Here is a 16,420-nt window from a genome sequence, read left to right as displayed (position 1 = left end):
GACGTTGTTTTTGTTTTGGGGATTTCATTGTTTTGTCACTTGGCATTCTTCTTGTTGAATATCTCTGCTATCATGGCTTTCACGTCCTCACCAACTTGCACGAAGTTTTTATAGAGGATGCGCTCACGCTCATCACGGCTCTTGAAGGTGTAGAACTTGGGCAGTGGCATATATTCACTTTCTTCTTTCTTGATGTCTGCCATATTAAAATCGGTCTTGCAATAGAACTTACTGGTCTTGAACTCGTCGCTTTCCTGTATGTTCATACTGCCATTCATGCCGGTCTTGGTTGCCACAAAGTCCCTTGCCGTCTGTCCGCAGATCCATCCAGTCGGCATGTCCGAGATTTTACTGGCTGGTACAAGACTGTCCATATTCTCATTCAGGTTGATGCTCGTCTTGTCTCTATCGATGGTCACGCCTTTCTTCAGTTGTACCACCTTTCCAAAAATGTCAGAGGATAGCCATTCCAGAGTTTCCTTGCTTCGTGCAGAACCGCTCACCACATTGCCTACGGTGGTGATAATCTTCTGCATACCCACCTTCCCGTAGTCTGCTTCCAACTGTGGCAGTTCCTGGAATCCCAAGGCTACGCTCACCTTGTTGCTTCGAGCTGTACCTATCAGTCGGTCTATCTTATGGAAGTAGAGTGTAGGCAACTCGTCCACGATGATGCTCACAGGGATGTTCTTGCCTTGCCCTGTGTTCACTCGTGTCACCAGTCGGTTGAGGATTAGGGCATTCAATGCTCCGATGATGCTCTCCATTTCTGGGTCATTGGCTATCAGCAGATAGCTCGGATTCTTCGGGTCACTGACCTTCAGGTCGAAGTCATCGCCGTCCTTGTGGAATATCCAATAGCTTTCCTTGGTGGCAAGACGTGAGGTATAGACACGCAGGGTACCAATCATACCTTCCAACTGCTCCATCGCCTTGTTCTTCAAGGCGGTCTGGAACGGTCCCAATAAGGGTGCTACCTCATTGTCGGTCTCCAGCACATTGAAGATGGTCTGGTAACTTTCGTTCAAAAAACTGAGAATATGGGGCATATCGCTATACTTGCCCAACCAATAGGCTGGCTCCACTTCTTCTCCTGCATGGTTAAACACCTTACCGGTCGGCTTCATCTGCATGGTCTTCGGGTCAAGTACTTTCTCTGCTATTAGCATCTTACCGTCCTTGTCATATGGCTCTTTGCCATAGTTGATGAAGAAGTAGATACAGGCGGCGAGGAAGTTGACGGCTGATGTCTGGAAGAACTGGTCGCTGCCGCCACCGCCTTCCTTTTTTCCTTTTTGCAGGGATTCAAGCAATGTCTCTGCGGTCTCGCTCGCTGCTGCCAAGTTATTGATATACTTCTGCTGTATCGGGTTTACTCGCTTGGAGTATTCCACATCCACGAAGTTGATGATGTTGAACTTACAGCCTTCTGGTAGTTTACCCAACTGTTGGTTCTTCTTATAGTGGTAGTACAGTTTGGTTGCCAAGGTAGGGAACTTGTAGTCGTAAACGACCATGGCAAAACCTTTTGCACTGTGCTGACGGATGAACGGCTCTATAATAGAAAAAGTCTTACCGCTACCAGGCGTACCAACTACCCAAGTGCCACGGAATGGGTTTACGATGTTCACCCATCCCTTGCGGAATTTACCCTTATAGTAGTAGCGCATAGGGATATTCACGCTGTACTTGTTGTATTCTTCCTTCTGGCATTGCTCAAAACTCTCGTTCTCAAAATTGAAACGGTCTTTCATCAGTCCTTCTTTCAGGAACTTCGAAATGTTGTCCAAGGCCACATGCACTAGCACCGTTCCGATGATGGTTGCCACCATATATAGGATGATGTTCAATCTTAGGGCATAGAGACGAGTGTCCATTGCATAGCCGAAGAGCCACACGGACAACACCAACAGCAGCACGCCACTCACCAAGGGGTACAGCACCTGCCTTCGGGCATCAAATTCCAAGTGTTTCTTGTTTCTCGTGCCAACACAGGTGATGCACACCAAGAGGAATGTCACCACCTTGCTATACACCAGGTTCCCGTCATGGTAGATAAACCACTGCTTGATGCGGTCGTGCAGGTCACACACCACACCACCAAAGCCGTCTATCGCCCTTGGGTCTATGGCATACTCAAAGAACTCCATCAACACGGATATGTAGATGACCGCCCTGAATATCTTGTAAAATCCTTGTAGCTCCTTGCTTTCTTCCATTGGATATGATTGCTATTTTAGAAAAATCGGATTGAATGAGTCGGCTGACAGCACATCGCTATAGTTCACTTTCAATGAGATGGTGCGACCGCTGATTTGGTTCTCCGTCATTTCGATGGTTAATTGCTTGTCATTCGGGAATGTCATTTTCCGAATGACTATCACATTGCGGTAGCCATAGCGGAAACGCTTGGTCTGCTCCAAAGTGAAGACTGGATGCAACTCTACCATCTGTGAGTTGGTTGCCTTTGTGGTCTTTTTATCCGTCAGCTTCAATCGTATTTGGTCTATATCAAATGGCACGTCTGTCTTGTTCTCCACCGAGAAGTCCAAGAAGAAATAGTCGCCCGACGAATAGATGTTGTTCAGTCGCATCACCATTTTATGGGCTTTGGTCTTCACATTGTTCACATGGGCTTCCGAACTCCAAATCTCACGAGCATAACGAGCCATGTCCGTAGAGGACAATGTGACCGCAGGATTATTATAGGCATTCTTTTCTATCTGTTGTATCTCCTTATTCGTCACTGCCTCTTGCAATCTTGTTGTATAGAGCAGCGCATACTGGGTACGGTAGCGTTCTGTCACAATGGTCACGATGGCAAGCACTTCACCATCTTCATGCAGTCCCTCCTTGGGCTTCAGTCGCACGGTATTGTTGATGGGTTGGTCTCCTGCTATCTTGTCGGTGGATATATCCACAAAGCGGATGGGTTCGCTTGCCGTAATGACTGTAGTCACCTGCTCGTTCACGGTCAGCTGCTCCATCTCCTGGTAGGTGCTGGGCTGATAGCTCTCCGCACTGGTTTGTTGTGCCATCAGGGGAGTGGCACTTATTGCACACATCATGAGTGCGCCAATGGTCTTCTTGATATTCATATGGGCGTAATGTTTACTTTGTTGTGTTTAATATTTACTTGCTCTTGGTATCTTTGCTGTTTATCAGATACACAAAGGTGCCATATTTCAGTTTCACCTTGTTCTTCTTGATAGCTTTACCTATGGCATTGCTTGTTTTCTGATAAGCATTCTGCATGGTCTGCATGCCCCACTGCGAAAAGCTGCTGCCAGTATTGGTGGTATTCATATCCACATTCCCGGTCACGGCTCCGCTTGCCACATCCTTGGTGGTCTCTCTAAACTGGCTGCTTGGCACATACAAGCCTTCCATGCCGTCTGTGTCATAGAGTGACAGGTTGATTTTCACTATCTCATCATCCACCAGCACACTTTTTACCGTGCCTTTCACTCGTTGTGAACTGAAGCCGCTCATAATGGCATACAGATATGCGCCTTTCTTCACTATTATCTCACCGATTTCTACATCATCGAGTAGTCGCAAGCGGACACGGCTTCCATCCACGGCTTTCACATTCTCGTCAATGATAGCCTTTATCATTGTCGGCTCTTTCTCGTTCACCGCCAAAGTGTTGAAATAGTCCGAGGATGTCTTCACCTTTTTCACCACCTCACTTGGCTTGTCATTCTCGTCTGCTTCCTTTCGGGCATTCTCATTCACCTTGATTTTGCCCTCAATGTTGATACCACCCTTGGCTGTAGCTGTTGTTTCATCGGATGCTGTTGCTGAAGACGATGAGTTCTGTTGCGTGGCTTGCTGTCCCTTCAGCCTTGCTTCGGCAAGTGCCTTGTTCAGCTCTGCCAACGCCTCGTTCTCTCTTTGTCGCTCATGGGCTTCTTGTGCTTCTCTCTGTTTTTCCAGTTCTGCTTGCCTCTTGGCTTCGGCATCCAACTGTTGCAGTTCTGCATCCGAATACTTGCTTTGGTATTCTTCTTTTTCTTGCTCATTGTCTCGGTCTATATTTTCCACGGCACTATGGTCTTCTATCTTGCCGTAGGCGTTCAACATGTTCTCATACTTGCCTCCAATACCGTCACCGCCCTTGATATGAGCTTGTGGCAGGTTCGGATTCAGATATTCCGTGGTCTGCATATTGGCATCTTGCTTCTCCGCCACCTTGGTATCAAAGAGGTCAAAGATAAAGTAGGATGCACCAAGCAGTGGGAGATAGACAATCGCAGGTAGCATGTACTTGGGTTGTCTGAAATTGATTCTTTCTGTCAGCTTCATCGTGATTTGTCTTTATGAGGATGGCGTGCATCCTCATTGGTTCTTACTATGTTCTTTGCATTTCCCATATTCTGATGGCGAGCCTTTATCAAGGAGTCCTGCCGCTCCGTAGCAGTGCGTCGCTCTCCCTGATAGTGATAAGCTCTTGCCATGCGATAGATGTTGAAACTGAAACTCACACCTACAAAACCGAACACGATGACCAGGAACAGTGTCTTATGCAGGTCGGCAAACCTCTGTACCTTAGCTGCGGCCTTGTCGATTCTGCACATCCTGGCAAACTTTCTTCCAGCTCTCACGTCTCGCTCATAGCGTTCCTTGTATTTGGGAGCGTCCTTGTCAGGCATCTTCTCCCCAATGAGCATCTGCTTAAATCCTTTTGTGTTCATCGTTATTTCTTTTTTTACCTTTTTACTTCTTTACCCTTTTACCTTTAATAGTTCGACTTTGTTTTCTGGTCAATATCCTTGTTGAGCAAGGTTCTCCAGTTCACTATCAGCAATCCATGTGGATTGTTGTCAGTCCTCGGAACTCGTTTCAGTTGTCCTGCCGTCACAAGCTCACGTGTCAGCACATTGGTTCTGCGCTCGATGCGCTGTCTGCCATAGTAGGTAAACTCCATCTTCTCCTTGTTGAACTTGATACTGTCACAGAAGATGCTGAACACGGCACTCGTTCCCATGATGTTGGAATAGAAACCCTTTTCCTTCAGTGTATTGTACTGCGCCAGTCCTGTCTCATCCACCAGATACATGGCTTTCTCCATCGTGTATTTGATGTACTTGTCATCGGGTGCCAATGTAAAAAAGTAGTGATGGAACATTTCGATATGACTCTTTGCTTCCACATCCAATGTCTCATCCATCGTCGTGCGCTGCACCAGAATAGGCACATTGCCGTCCAACACATAGATTTTGTTCTGTGCATCCACCACCATGTTCTTCGCCGTCCAGATGCAGCTGATACTTATCAGCACGCACCCAACCAGAAACAAGCTACAGATGATAGTCACCAACTTTACCTTATTCTCTAAATTCTTGATTACCATTGCTATTTCGTTATTTACCTTTTTACCTTTAATGAACAACATGGGCAAGTGTTCCTTGTGCCGACATTTTGGCTTGCTGTGCCACACCCTCACCGAAGTTTCTGGTAGAGAATGCGGTATCGCCCTCTGGTATCATCCATGCCGCAAGGTCTGGAACTAAGTTCAGACACTTCAACGCAACGATACTTGCTGCCATCAGATACCCTGCCGAGAAGAACGAGTTCTGCAAATATGCCGCCATCGTCTGCTCACTGGCGGTGATAGCCGTCAGGTTCTCCACCTGTATGCAGAGCACGATGTCGAAGAGCAATAGCACATAGAAGCCCACGAAGTAGAGGATATTATGGCGTAAAACAAAGTCGTAACAAATCAAAGAAAATACACGTTATCCCATTGATACACAGACACTTCTTTGATTTGATTTCTTTTATTTCCTTGACTGTTAAAAATCTATTTTTGGTACATTTTTGTTGCACGTTTGTTACGCGAAACAAAATAATCTTTATAACTTTGACCTCAGAGAAACCCGAATGGGGGCATAAAATAGAAACAAATAAAAGCATATAACAGCATGGGAAGACAAAAGAAAGTATCAAAACCGAAAGAGCCTGTTCGCATTCGTCAGCGCAAGTTGAAGAATGGAAATATCAGCCTCTATCTCGACATTTATTCAGATGGTGTCAGAAAATACGAGTCGCTGTCGCTCTACCTCGTTCCAGAGAAAGACCCGATTTCAAAAGACCAGAACAGACACGCTATGCAAGTGGCAAACAAGGTGAAGTCTGAAAGAATATTGGGGTTGCAGAACCGTGGCATCAAACAATGGGAGAAAATCAAGCAGGAGAATATGCCACTGCTGACTTGGCTCTGCAAATATGAGCAGTCGGACGGCAACTTTGCCAAATCCACATTGAAAGGCAGAAAGGAGATGCGCCACAAGATAGAACAGTACCTTGCCACGACTAGCGACATCAATATCTGTTTGTCAGAAATAGATGTTGATTTCTGCCGTGGCTTCGTGAAGTTTTTGAAAACGGCACATCATGGAGTGAAGAAAGACGCTACAGCTATTATCAGTCAAGGTTGCGCACATCATCATCAAGCGGTATTCAATGGAGCGTTGAATAAGGCAGTGCGTGAGGGTATCATAGCAAGCAATCCAATGAAACTGTTGGATGCTAAGGAGAAGCATCAGCCAGCCGAAAGCGTAAGAGAATATCTGACCATTGACGAGTTGAAAGCCATTATGAAAGCGGACTGCGCCAACACGGAAGTAAAAAAGGCATTTATCTTCTCTTGCTTTGCAGGATTGCGCTTGGGTGATGTACGTGCGCTCACATGGAACAAGGTGTTTCTCGCATCTGACGGAAAGACAAAGTTTGTCCGCACAATCATGGAGAAGACAAACAAACTCGTCAATGTTCCATTATCAAAAGAGGCTCTGAACTGCCTTAATGAAAAGGAAGACCCGAACGAGCCAATATTCACTTTGCCAGGCACTCCAACGGTATGTCACGACATTCGTAAATGGATGCAAAATGCTGATATTAAAAAGCACATCTCGTTTCACTGCTCACGGCACACCTTCGCCACGATGATGCTGACACTTGGAGTTGACATCTATACAACAAGCAAATTATTGGGGCATAGCAATGTCTCTACAACACAGATATACAGCAAGATAGTGGACGAGAAAAAAGTGGAGGCGGTCAACAAGGTTGATAATCTATTTGATTAGCACTAATAAAAAAGGTAACTGAAAATGAGTATAGAGATAAGAACAAGAGTGTTAAAAAATGGCAGTCAATCGCTATACCTTGACTGCTATGAGAATGGTAAAAGGGAATATGAGGCACTGCATTTGTACCTTGTTCCAGAGGTAAACGAAGACGCAAAGCGAGAGAACAAGAACGCCATGAAAAAGGCGGTCGCTATAAAAGCAGAAAGACTCCTTGGTATTCGTAAGGAGGCAAAGTCTCCAGATGAAACGGCATTAAGAAAGGCATCGCCTGTTTTCTATGAATGGCTGCTTGATTATCACAAGGGATTGATTAACAGCCAAGCGTATTCTCAGAACTACATCAAAAATGTATGGAAGCTGATAGCCATCATGCACCAATATATGAAATACAGCCATAAAAGTGGCATACGATTGATAGACTTCAATAAAAACGTATATGTGGGCTTCTTGAGCTATATGAGGGACATCTATGTTTCGCCAAAGTCTCCAAGCAACCCTCAAAAGTTGGCACAGTCCACCATGCACCAAATGCAGACCACACTCAACACCATATTGAATAAGGCGGTCAGAAACGGTCTGATAAGTGCAAATCCTTTTGCTTCATTGGATATAAGGGAAAGGGTCAGCAAGGCAGAGAGTAATATCGTTGCATTGACAAAAGAAGAGGTCATGTCATTGGCTTCCGTAGAAACAGGCAGTCCTGCAACCAAACAATGTTATATGTTCTGTTGCTTTACAGGTTTAAGACATAGTGACATATCCAACTTAAGATGGAAGGATATTCGCCAAACTGATGCGGGATTGGCTATCTATCTGCCTCGTATGCAGAAAACCAAGCACCCCATTCTGATACCATTAGGCAAAAAGGCATTGGAATGGTTGCCCGACAGGGAAGATAAAAGTGAAGATAGCCTTGTGTTTAACACACCGCAAATCTGCAACTGTGACAGAGCCTTGAAGCACATGGCAAAACGAGCTGGCATTACAAAGGTTCTCGGATTTCACACAAGTCGGCACACTTTTGGAACATTGGCTATCCTCGCAGGATGTGACATCTTGACTGTGAGCAAACTATTGGGTCATAAAAGTGTTAAGACAACACAGATATATGCTTCCGTAGCCATGCAGATGAGAGCGGATGCCGTCAAGCGAGTGGAAAAAGTATTTGGAAATTAGGGAAGAAAAGAAAGGGAGTAAGGAGGATAAAATCTCTTTATTCCCTTATTTCGTATCGAATGGGTATGAAAGTGTGAAATATCGTTATATTTTTACCTGTTAGAGCCATATAACGAATTATTATCGCAAAATTTAATGTATATTTGCAGTAAAATTCGGTGAAAATATGAAACTGAACAGAATTAAAGACACGTTGGAAGAAAAAGGCATCTCTCAGACATGGCTTGCAAAACAGCTTGGGAAGAGCTTTAGTACAGTAAACTGCTACGCCAGAAATAAATACCAGCCAGATTTGGAAACATTGCTTGAAATATCAAAAATTCTACAAGTCGATTTGAAGGACTTGATAACAGACGAGGACGAGCGAGAATAATAATGCCAAATGCTGGATTTTTAGAACTGGACAAAATAACTTCCGATAATAAAACGTTATTAGAACATGGGCATAAGCAAAGAACTTACAGAAGAGGACATCAAGTTCCGCTATATCAACGAAGCCATCACAAGCAAGGGATGGTCAAAGGATAGTATATTCATGGAACAGAAGGTTAAATTTACTGACGGTAAAATTAGCCTTCATGGTAATCTTGTGCATAGAGAGAAACCGAAGTTTGCCGACTATGTACTTTATGCAAATAAGGCAACACCCATTGCTATTGTAGAAGCAAAGGATGCCAATCATTCTGTTTCTCATGGATTGCAACAAGCCATGACCTGTGCCCAAATGCTTGATGTGAAGTTTGCATACAGTTCAAATGGTGAAGGTTTTGCCGAACATGACTTCTTGACAGGCAAGGAACGCACTTTTGCTATGGACGAATTTCCAACAAAAGAAGAACTTATCGAAAGATATAAAAATGAGGCTAACGATGGAAGCGGACTTAATGAGCAAGAGTTGGCTATTATAGAGCAGCCTTTCTGCACTGGTCAGAATATATTTCCGCCACGATATTATCAGCGCAATGCAGTAAACCGCACAGTTGGTGCCATTGCCAAAGGACAAAACCGTGTGCTCCTTGTCATGGCAACTGGCACAGGCAAGACATATACTGCATTTCAGATTGTATGGCGTTTGCTTAAAAGTGGTTTGAAGAAGAAAGTGTTGTATCTTGCAGACCGCAACATATTGGTTGACCAATCCATACAGCAGGACTTCAAACCATTAGAAAAGGTAACGCACAAGATAGATTACTCAAAAGACAAGAACCACTTGGAAGAATTGGGTTCTTATCAAGTGTTCTTTGCACTCTATCAACAGTTGATTGGACAGAATGATGCCAAGAATTATAAGGAGTTGTTTCCTAACCCAGACTATTTTGACCTTGTTATCGTTGATGAGTGTCATAGAGGTAGCGCAAAGGATGATAGCAACTGGCGAAACATCTTGGAATACTTTTCTTCGGCTACTCATATAGGTATGACTGCAACACCAAAAGAAACAAAGTACCAGTCAAGTATTGGCTACTTTGGTGAGCCTATATATACATACAGTCTTAAAAACGGAATTGAGGACGGTTTCCTTGCTCCTTTCAAGGTAATCAACATCACAACCAACATTGGCGATGAGTGGAGACCGACAAAGGGACAAAAGGATATTTACGGCAATGAGATAGAAGACCGCATTTATAACAACAGCGACTATGACTATAACATTGTCATAGAAGACCGCATAAGGGAAGTTGCGCAAGAGATAACCAACTATCTGAAAAGTACAGATCGCATGGCTAAGACCATAGTGTTCTGTGCTGATGAAACTCATGCGGAACGTATGCGTATGGCTTTGGCTAATGCCAATGCTGACATGTGCAAGAAAAATCCTGACTATGTGGTTCGTATAACTGGTAGTGACGAACACGGAAAAGGCAAGTTGGATTATTTCATTTCTGTTGCCGAGAAATATCCTGTCATAGCAACTACAAGTAAGTTGCTTTCAACAGGTGTTGATTGCAAAATGACAAAACTGATTGTGCTTGACCAACAAATCGGCTCTATGACAGAGTTCAAACAAATAATTGGTCGTGGCACTCGTCTTCGTGAGAAAGAAGGAAAGACATACTTCACAGTAATGGACTTCCGCAATGTAACACGATTGTTTGCTGACCCTGATTGGGATGGACCGATTGAGATAGACCCAAATTATCCGCCTAAACCACATATTTGTCCTGTATGTGGACAGAATCCATGCGTGTGTCCCAAAACGACACCAGAGCCCTGCCCAGTATGTGGTCAGATACCATGTATTTGCCAACAACCGCCCAAACAGCCTAAGCCAATAGTCAACTCGGACGGTTGTACAGTAAAGGTCATTAACAAGGTCGTTTCTGTCTATGACACAAATGGTAAGTTGCTTCGCACGGAAAGCATTACCGACTATACAAAGAAAAGTATCATAGACACATACGCTACGATTGATACATTCACTTCCAAGTGGCAAGAAACCAAGAAAAAGTCAGATATTGCTGAAATGCTTAAAGACAGTGGTATTGATCTTGCAGCATTGAAGCACGACCAAGACATGGACGATGTGGATGATTTCGATTTCATCTGCCATATAGCCTACGGCAAGAAAACACTTACACGACATGAGCGTGCCGAACAAGTGAAGAAACGAGACATATTCAGCAAGTATGGTGAACAGGCACGACTTGTGCTTGAAGCCCTGTTGGATAAGTACACCAAGGAAGGTGTGTCTGAATTGGAAAGCCTTACTGTGCTTGAAAATGACCCATTCCGCAAATTGGGCTCAAAGGCAAACATCGTGAAGTTCTTTGGTGGCAAGCAAGGCTATCTTGATGCCGTAAAGGAACTGGAACAATACATATATAATATAGCATAAAATAGAAACATAATATGAGTTTATCAAATTTCGTAAAACGAGTACGCAATATAATGCGCAATGATGCCGGTATCAACGGTGATGCGCAACGCATAGAACAAATGGCGTGGATGCTGTTTTTGAAAGTCTATGACGAGAAAGAGAATGACTGGGAGTTGGACGATGATGATTACAAGTCTATTATTCCAGAAGAATGCCGTTGGCGCAACTGGGCGCATGACGATGGAAGCGGTAAAGCCTTGACTGGTGATGAGCTGCTTTCGTTTGTCAACAACACATTGTTTGTGGAACTCAAAAACATAGAGATAACACCAACTACCCCTATCCGTCAGGCGATTGTAAAGACCACATTTGAGGATGCCAACCAATATATGAAAGACGGAGTTCAACTTCGTCAAGTGCTGAATGTGATTGACGGTTTGAACCTTGGTGACTACGAGGAAAGTCATGCTTTCGGTGAGATATACGAGACTATTCTCAAAGAAATGCAGTCGGCTGGTTCCTCTGGTGAGTTCTACACCCCAAGAGCCTTAACCGAATTTATGGCAGAGATAGTCAATCCGCAGATTGGTGAGAAAATGGCAGACTTTGCTTGTGGTACAGGAGGTTTCATCACAAGCTGGTTGGGCGAATTGGATAAGAAGGTCAAAACAGCAGAAGACCGCAAAGAGTACAATCAGTCTGTATTTGGCATAGAAAAGAAACAATTCCCGTATATGCTATGTGTGACAAACCTGTTGCTGCATGGTATCGACACGCCATTGGTATATCACGACAACTCGCTTACAAAAGATGTACTCAACTATACAGACGGAGACAAGTTTGATGTTGTGTTGATGAACCCACCATACGGTGGTAACGAGAAATCGGATGTCAAGTCACACTTCCCTTCAGATATGCGCAGTAGCGAGACTGCCGACCTCTTCATGGTGCTTATCATGTATCGCTTGAAGAAGAATGGTCGTGCAGCGGTCATTGTCCCAGACGGTTTCCTGTTTGGAGCAGACAACACAAAGATAGCCATCAAGACCAAGCTGCTTAGAGATTTCAACTTGCATACCATTATCCGTTTGCCAGGCAGCATCTTTGCGCCCTACACTTCCATTGCCACGAACATTCTATTCTTCGACAATACCAGTGCGGAGGGTGCTCCAGAGGGCTATTCTACAAAGGAAACGTGGTTCTATCGTTTGGATATGCCAGAGGGTTACAAGCATTTCTCCAAGACAAAGTCCATGAAGTCGGAACATTGCGACCCAATCCGTGAGTGGTGGAACGACCGTAAGGAGATCATTATTGCTGATGGTGACGAGAAATCTCGTTGCTATTCAGTTGAAGACCTTATCGCCACCGATTGCAACTTCGACTTGTGCAAGTTCCCGAAAGAGGATGAAGAAATCTTGCCTCCTGCCGAACTGCTTGCCGACTATTTCAAGAAGCGCAAAGCTCTTGATCATGAAATTGATAAGACATTGGCGGAGATACAGCGTATCTTGGGGATAAATGTAAATGTGGACGAATTGTAAAATGTGGAACGGTGTTCCACAAATCTAAAAGATTGGCATGGAGAATAAAGGTTTGACAAACTTAAATGATGCTGCCTATCAGAAGTTGATAGACAACATAACCACGCTATGGGGTGAGGCGAAGTCAAAAGCCATTGCTGCGGTCAATACGGAATTGCTTGATGCCAACTGGCAAACTGGAAAGTATATCGTTGAATTTGAACAGGGTGGTAAACAAAGAGCTGAATATGGCAAAAGGTTACTTGTAAACCTTGCAAAGGATTTGACAGCAAGAAATGGTAAAGGTTTTAACCGAACAAATCTTACCTATATGCGTAAGTTGTACTTGGCATTCCCAAAATGTGGGACACTGTCCCACAAATTGACATGGAGCCATTATTATGAACTTTTGAAGTGTGATAATGCACTTGAAATGCAGTTCTATTATAAGGAATCCATCAAGGAATGTTGGAAGGTTAGGGAGCTGAAAAGACAGATGAAAAGTTGTCTGTTTCAGCGACTTGCACTAAGCACAGATAAAGCAGGAGTTCTTGCTTTGGCTAACGAGGGACATCAAGTACAAACTCCGCAAGACATCATCCGTGACCCTTTCGTGCTTGAATTTGCAGGACTTCCCAAACAAAAACGCTATAAGGAGGGTGACTTGGAAAAGGCTCTGAAAGACCACATGGAGCAGTTCCTTTTGGAAATGGGACGTGGCTTTGCATTTGTGGGCAGACAATACTCCATGCAGATTGGAAGCCGACAGTTCAAGGTGGATTTGGTGTTCTACCACTGTATCTTGAAATGCTATGTGTTGATTGATTTGAAGCGAGCAGAGATAAAGCATGGTGATATTGGGCAGATGAACCTCTACTTGAACTATTTCAAAACAGAAGTATGTCAACCTGACGATAATCCACCCATTGGCATAGTTTTGGGAGCAAGAAAAGACGAACTTCTGATGGAGTATGCCTTGGAAGGCATAACCAATCAATTGTTTGTGGCACGTTACCAACTCTATTTGCCAAAGCGTGAAGAACTGCAAGCGCAACTTGACAAATTATTGGACGAAGCAGAGTAACAACAATAAAATAAGGACATTTCGATTTTATAGCATAATTATGAAAAGTAATATTGGCATACTAATCATTTTGTCTATTGTACTGACTATGTGCAGTGTCAATATAAATGCACAAACGGTTGGATATACATATCGACCTTTGGCTGCCGAGGGATGCAACATGAAATATAGCGTTGCAAAGCAAGATACGGCATATTACATTATCGCAACCGTAAAGTCAGACCGACTGAATTTCCTGAAAGAATCAACCATGTTGTTGAAAACATTCGATGGTGAAGTTATAAAACTTTATGGTTCTCAGATTGGTAGCGGCTCTGAAACGGCAGGTATTGTTTCTGGCAATATAGTCCTTCCAGTGACAGAAATCAGTTCTACAGCTCAATTCAAGATAAGTCCACAACAATTTGAGTTGTTGAAAAAAGGCGTGGCTAAGATAAGGTTATCTACCATACCTATTGAGCATGAGCGGACATTTGCCAAAGATAAAATAGGCAAGAAACTTTATCAGTTCTTCTTGAAGCAGAAGAATAAGGACAATGATTTCTAACGATAGAAAATTACAATGAACGGAAAGCAATTAAAGAATAGCATATTACAATGGGCAATACAGGGAAAACTTGTACCGCAAGACCCTAATGACGAACCAGCAAGCGTTTTGCTTGATAAGATTCGTCAAGAGAAAGAACGCTTGATCAAGGAGAAGAAAATCAAGCGTGACAAGAACGCATCCATTATCTACCGTGGTGAGGACAATTCCTATTATGAGAAGTTGCTTGCTACGGGGGAGGTGAAATGTATTGATGAGGAGATACCATTTGAGATACCACAGGGGTGGGAATGGTGTAGAATGCAAGATGTTATAACTTTTGTAAATGGTAGGGCATATAAAAAAGAAGAGCTATTGTCGCAAGGAAAATACAAAATACTTCGTGTTGGTAACTTCTTTACAAATAACGAGTGGTATTATTCAGACTTAGAATTGCCAGAAGACAAGTATTGCTATAATGGCGACTTGCTTTATGCATGGTCTGCTTCTTTTGGTCCACAAATATGGAATGGTGATAAAACGATTTTTCATTATCATATTTGGAATGTCAAGTTTAATTCAAGGGTTTTGTTTAGAGAATACTTGTATTATTTCTTTTTGTTTGATAAGACGCAAGTAAAAGCATCAACAACAGGAAGTACTATGGTTCATGTTTCTATGGAGAATATGAAACCTCGCTTAATACCAATTCCACCTGTAAATGAACAAAAAAGGATTGTACATGAAATAGAAAATATTATTCCTCTAATTGAAAGATATGGAACATTCCAAAACAAAAAAGAGATTCTTGATTCTAATATAAAAGCATCTCTTAAGAAATCTATTCTCCAAGAGGCTATACAAGGCAAGCTCGTACCTCAAATAACAGAAGAAGGTACAGCACAAGAGCTACTTGAACAAATAAAAGCTGAGAAGCAGAAACTCGTCAAGGAAGGCAAACTAAAGAAGTCTGCCCTCAACGATTCTGTTATCTTCCGTGGTGACGATAACAAGTATTGGGAGAAGTCGGAAGATGGGGCAGTATGTATTGATGAAGAAATACCATTTGAGATACCGTCAAATTGGGCATGGGTACGACTTGACGATATTTGCTCTTTTATACATAGAGGCAAATCGCCCAAATATAGCCCAATAAAGAAATATCCTGTTGTAGCTCAGAAATGCAATCAATGGGATGGATTTTCCATCGAGAAAGCGAAATTTATTGAACCACAGAGTATTTCATCATATAATGAAGAGTATTTTTTGCAAGATAGAGATTTGATGTGGAACTCTACAGGACTGGGAACATTAGGTCGAATGGCTATATACTACATGATACTTAATCCTTATGAATTGGCTGTTGCTGACAGCCATGTTACTGTAATTCGTCCATATAAAACGCACATCGTTTCAGAATACCTGTACTACTATTTTGCAAGTAATACGGTACAGTCTGTTATAGAAGACAAATCGGACGGCAGTACAAAACAAAAGGAATTGGCGACAAAGACAGTAAAAGCCTACCTTGTTCCAATTCCGCCATTTGCTGAACAACAACGTATAGTACAAAAGATAAAGTCTGTAACAAGTATTATGAGTTGATAGACGATAGTCCTGTTTGTATTGATGAGTTTTTGCCGTTTCAAATACCCGAAACATGGGTTTGGTGCAAAGTCAAAGACTTGTTGGAAATACAGACAGGTGCCTCGTTCAAAAAAGAGCAAGCAAACGCAAACAAGAAAGGCATTAGAATATTACGTGGTGGAAACATTCTACCCAATAAGTATATATTCAAAGATGATGACGTATTTGTGTCAGAAGAGTTTGTCAATGCAAATACCATTCTAAAGAAGAATTGCATTATTACTCCTGCTGTAACCAGTTTGGAGAATATTGGTAAAATGGCAGTAATAGAAAAAGACTACAATAATGTTAGTGCTGGCGGTTTTGTATTCATCATTAGCCCATACATTCAAGCCTTTAATCACTCCCTGCTACTTGCGTATTTTCTTCAAAGTCCATTCCTAATTGAGGCTATGCGAGGAATAACCAAGAAGTCTGGTGCTGCTTTTTATAATCTTGGTAAAGAACGGCTGAAAGAGTTGTATCTACCATTGCCTCCAATGGCAGAACAAAGTAGAATAGTTGGCAAAATAAATGAGGTTTTATCAAGTATTATGAGCAGATAGGAAG

The 16,420-nt window shown here is 42.9% G+C and carries 14 protein-coding genes and 1 pseudogene; 9 read left to right on the top strand and 6 right to left on the bottom strand.

All coding sequences use genetic code 11. The features are described from left to right. Nucleotides 1–35: 35 nt before the first annotated feature. From EJL04_RS09310 to EJL04_RS09285, 6 genes and pseudogenes are all read right to left on the bottom strand, one after another. Nucleotides 36–2,219: a type IV secretory system conjugative DNA transfer family protein gene (locus EJL04_RS09310; protein ID WP_125104746.1), complete on the bottom strand. Its 2,184-nt coding sequence runs from the start codon at nucleotides 2,217–2,219 to the stop codon at nucleotides 36–38. Nucleotides 2,220–2,231: 12 nt separating this feature from the next. Next, on the bottom strand, nucleotides 2,232–3,098 hold the full coding sequence (gene traN, locus EJL04_RS09305; RefSeq protein ID WP_125104745.1) for a conjugative transposon protein TraN: 867 nt from the start codon (nucleotides 3,096–3,098) through the stop codon (nucleotides 2,232–2,234). 34 nt (nucleotides 3,099–3,132) lie between these two features. Further along, nucleotides 3,133–4,308 carry a conjugative transposon protein TraM gene (gene traM / locus EJL04_RS09300; RefSeq protein ID WP_125104744.1) on the bottom strand — a complete coding sequence of 392 codons (1,176 nt, stop codon included), beginning with the start codon at nucleotides 4,306–4,308 and terminating at the stop codon, nucleotides 3,133–3,135. Then, nucleotides 4,305–4,697 carry a hypothetical protein gene (locus tag EJL04_RS09295; protein WP_125104743.1) on the bottom strand — a complete coding sequence of 131 codons (393 nt, stop codon included), beginning with the start codon at nucleotides 4,695–4,697 and terminating at the stop codon, nucleotides 4,305–4,307. The genes traM and EJL04_RS09295 overlap by 4 nt, the downstream gene beginning before the upstream one ends. 44 nt (nucleotides 4,698–4,741) lie before the next feature. Further along, nucleotides 4,742–5,356 carry a conjugative transposon protein TraK gene (gene traK, locus EJL04_RS09290; RefSeq protein WP_125104742.1) on the bottom strand — a complete coding sequence of 205 codons (615 nt, stop codon included), beginning with the start codon at nucleotides 5,354–5,356 and terminating at the stop codon, nucleotides 4,742–4,744. 28 nt (nucleotides 5,357–5,384) lie between these two features. After that, nucleotides 5,385–5,696: pseudogene (locus EJL04_RS09285) on the bottom strand (hypothetical protein); the annotation flags it as partial. A gap of 231 nt (nucleotides 5,697–5,927) precedes the next feature. On the opposite strand from EJL04_RS09285, the gene EJL04_RS09280 reads away from it, so the two are divergent. From EJL04_RS09280 to EJL04_RS09240, 9 genes are all read left to right on the top strand, one after another. Continuing rightward, nucleotides 5,928–7,094 (top strand): site-specific integrase, encoded by a 1,167-nt coding sequence (locus EJL04_RS09280; RefSeq protein WP_125104740.1) that lies wholly within the window; start codon nucleotides 5,928–5,930, stop codon nucleotides 7,092–7,094. A 24-nt stretch (nucleotides 7,095–7,118) separates the two neighbouring features. Continuing rightward, nucleotides 7,119–8,273, top strand: coding sequence for a site-specific integrase (locus tag EJL04_RS09275; RefSeq protein WP_125104739.1), 1,155 nt, complete (start codon nucleotides 7,119–7,121; stop codon nucleotides 8,271–8,273). A 166-nt stretch (nucleotides 8,274–8,439) separates the two neighbouring features. After that, complete coding sequence (locus EJL04_RS09270; protein ID WP_005680006.1) at nucleotides 8,440–8,646, top strand: helix-turn-helix transcriptional regulator; 207 nt, start codon at nucleotides 8,440–8,442, stop codon at nucleotides 8,644–8,646. A gap of 66 nt (nucleotides 8,647–8,712) precedes the next feature. Continuing rightward, nucleotides 8,713–11,109: an EcoAI/FtnUII family type I restriction enzme subunit R gene (hsdR, locus tag EJL04_RS09265; RefSeq protein WP_125104738.1), complete on the top strand. Its 2,397-nt coding sequence runs from the start codon at nucleotides 8,713–8,715 to the stop codon at nucleotides 11,107–11,109. 14 nt (nucleotides 11,110–11,123) lie between these two features. Continuing rightward, complete coding sequence (locus EJL04_RS09260; RefSeq protein WP_057256679.1) at nucleotides 11,124–12,635, top strand: class I SAM-dependent DNA methyltransferase; 1,512 nt, start codon at nucleotides 11,124–11,126, stop codon at nucleotides 12,633–12,635. 37 nt (nucleotides 12,636–12,672) lie between these two features. Then, nucleotides 12,673–13,698 carry a PDDEXK nuclease domain-containing protein gene (locus EJL04_RS09255; RefSeq protein WP_125104737.1) on the top strand — a complete coding sequence of 342 codons (1,026 nt, stop codon included), beginning with the start codon at nucleotides 12,673–12,675 and terminating at the stop codon, nucleotides 13,696–13,698. A 40-nt stretch (nucleotides 13,699–13,738) separates the two neighbouring features. Next, complete coding sequence (locus EJL04_RS09250) at nucleotides 13,739–14,245, top strand: hypothetical protein (RefSeq protein ID WP_125104736.1); 507 nt, start codon at nucleotides 13,739–13,741, stop codon at nucleotides 14,243–14,245. A 15-nt stretch (nucleotides 14,246–14,260) separates the two neighbouring features. Beyond that, entirely contained in the window at nucleotides 14,261–15,829 is a 1,569-nt protein-coding gene (locus tag EJL04_RS09245; protein ID WP_125104735.1) for a restriction endonuclease subunit S, read from the top strand. Continuing rightward, on the top strand, nucleotides 15,826–16,416 hold the full coding sequence (locus tag EJL04_RS09240) for a restriction endonuclease subunit S (RefSeq protein ID WP_125104734.1): 591 nt from the start codon (nucleotides 15,826–15,828) through the stop codon (nucleotides 16,414–16,416). The genes EJL04_RS09245 and EJL04_RS09240 overlap by 4 nt, the downstream gene beginning before the upstream one ends. Nucleotides 16,417–16,420: the final 4 nt, after the last annotated feature.

Source organism: Prevotella marseillensis (assembly GCF_900625065.1).
Taxonomy (GTDB): Bacteria; Bacteroidota; Bacteroidia; order Bacteroidales; family Bacteroidaceae; genus Prevotella; species Prevotella rara.
Note: the sequence above shows the minus strand (reverse complement) of the source record. Positions and strands in the feature narration are given on the sequence as shown.

What these genes read in the sequence shown, in the direction of transcription:
- EJL04_RS09310 (WP_125104746.1), bottom strand. Translation starts at nt 2,219, where the DNA reads ATGGAAGAAAGCAAGGAGCTACAAGGATTTTACAAGATATTCAGGGCG.
- traN (WP_125104745.1), bottom strand. Translation starts at nt 3,098, where the DNA reads ATGAATATCAAGAAGACCATTGGCGCACTCATGATGTGTGCAATAAGT.
- traM (WP_125104744.1), bottom strand. Translation starts at nt 4,308, where the DNA reads ATGAAGCTGACAGAAAGAATCAATTTCAGACAACCCAAGTACATGCTA.
- EJL04_RS09295 (WP_125104743.1), bottom strand. Translation starts at nt 4,697, where the DNA reads ATGAACACAAAAGGATTTAAGCAGATGCTCATTGGGGAGAAGATGCCT.
- traK (WP_125104742.1), bottom strand. Translation starts at nt 5,356, where the DNA reads ATGGTAATCAAGAATTTAGAGAATAAGGTAAAGTTGGTGACTATCATC.
- EJL04_RS09280 (WP_125104740.1), top strand. Translation starts at nt 5,928, where the DNA reads ATGGGAAGACAAAAGAAAGTATCAAAACCGAAAGAGCCTGTTCGCATT.
- EJL04_RS09275 (WP_125104739.1), top strand. Translation starts at nt 7,119, where the DNA reads ATGAGTATAGAGATAAGAACAAGAGTGTTAAAAAATGGCAGTCAATCG.
- EJL04_RS09270 (WP_005680006.1), top strand. Translation starts at nt 8,440, where the DNA reads ATGAAACTGAACAGAATTAAAGACACGTTGGAAGAAAAAGGCATCTCT.
- hsdR (WP_125104738.1), top strand. Translation starts at nt 8,713, where the DNA reads ATGGGCATAAGCAAAGAACTTACAGAAGAGGACATCAAGTTCCGCTAT.
- EJL04_RS09260 (WP_057256679.1), top strand. Translation starts at nt 11,124, where the DNA reads ATGAGTTTATCAAATTTCGTAAAACGAGTACGCAATATAATGCGCAAT.
- EJL04_RS09255 (WP_125104737.1), top strand. Translation starts at nt 12,673, where the DNA reads ATGGAGAATAAAGGTTTGACAAACTTAAATGATGCTGCCTATCAGAAG.
- EJL04_RS09250 (WP_125104736.1), top strand. Translation starts at nt 13,739, where the DNA reads ATGAAAAGTAATATTGGCATACTAATCATTTTGTCTATTGTACTGACT.
- EJL04_RS09245 (WP_125104735.1), top strand. Translation starts at nt 14,261, where the DNA reads ATGAACGGAAAGCAATTAAAGAATAGCATATTACAATGGGCAATACAG.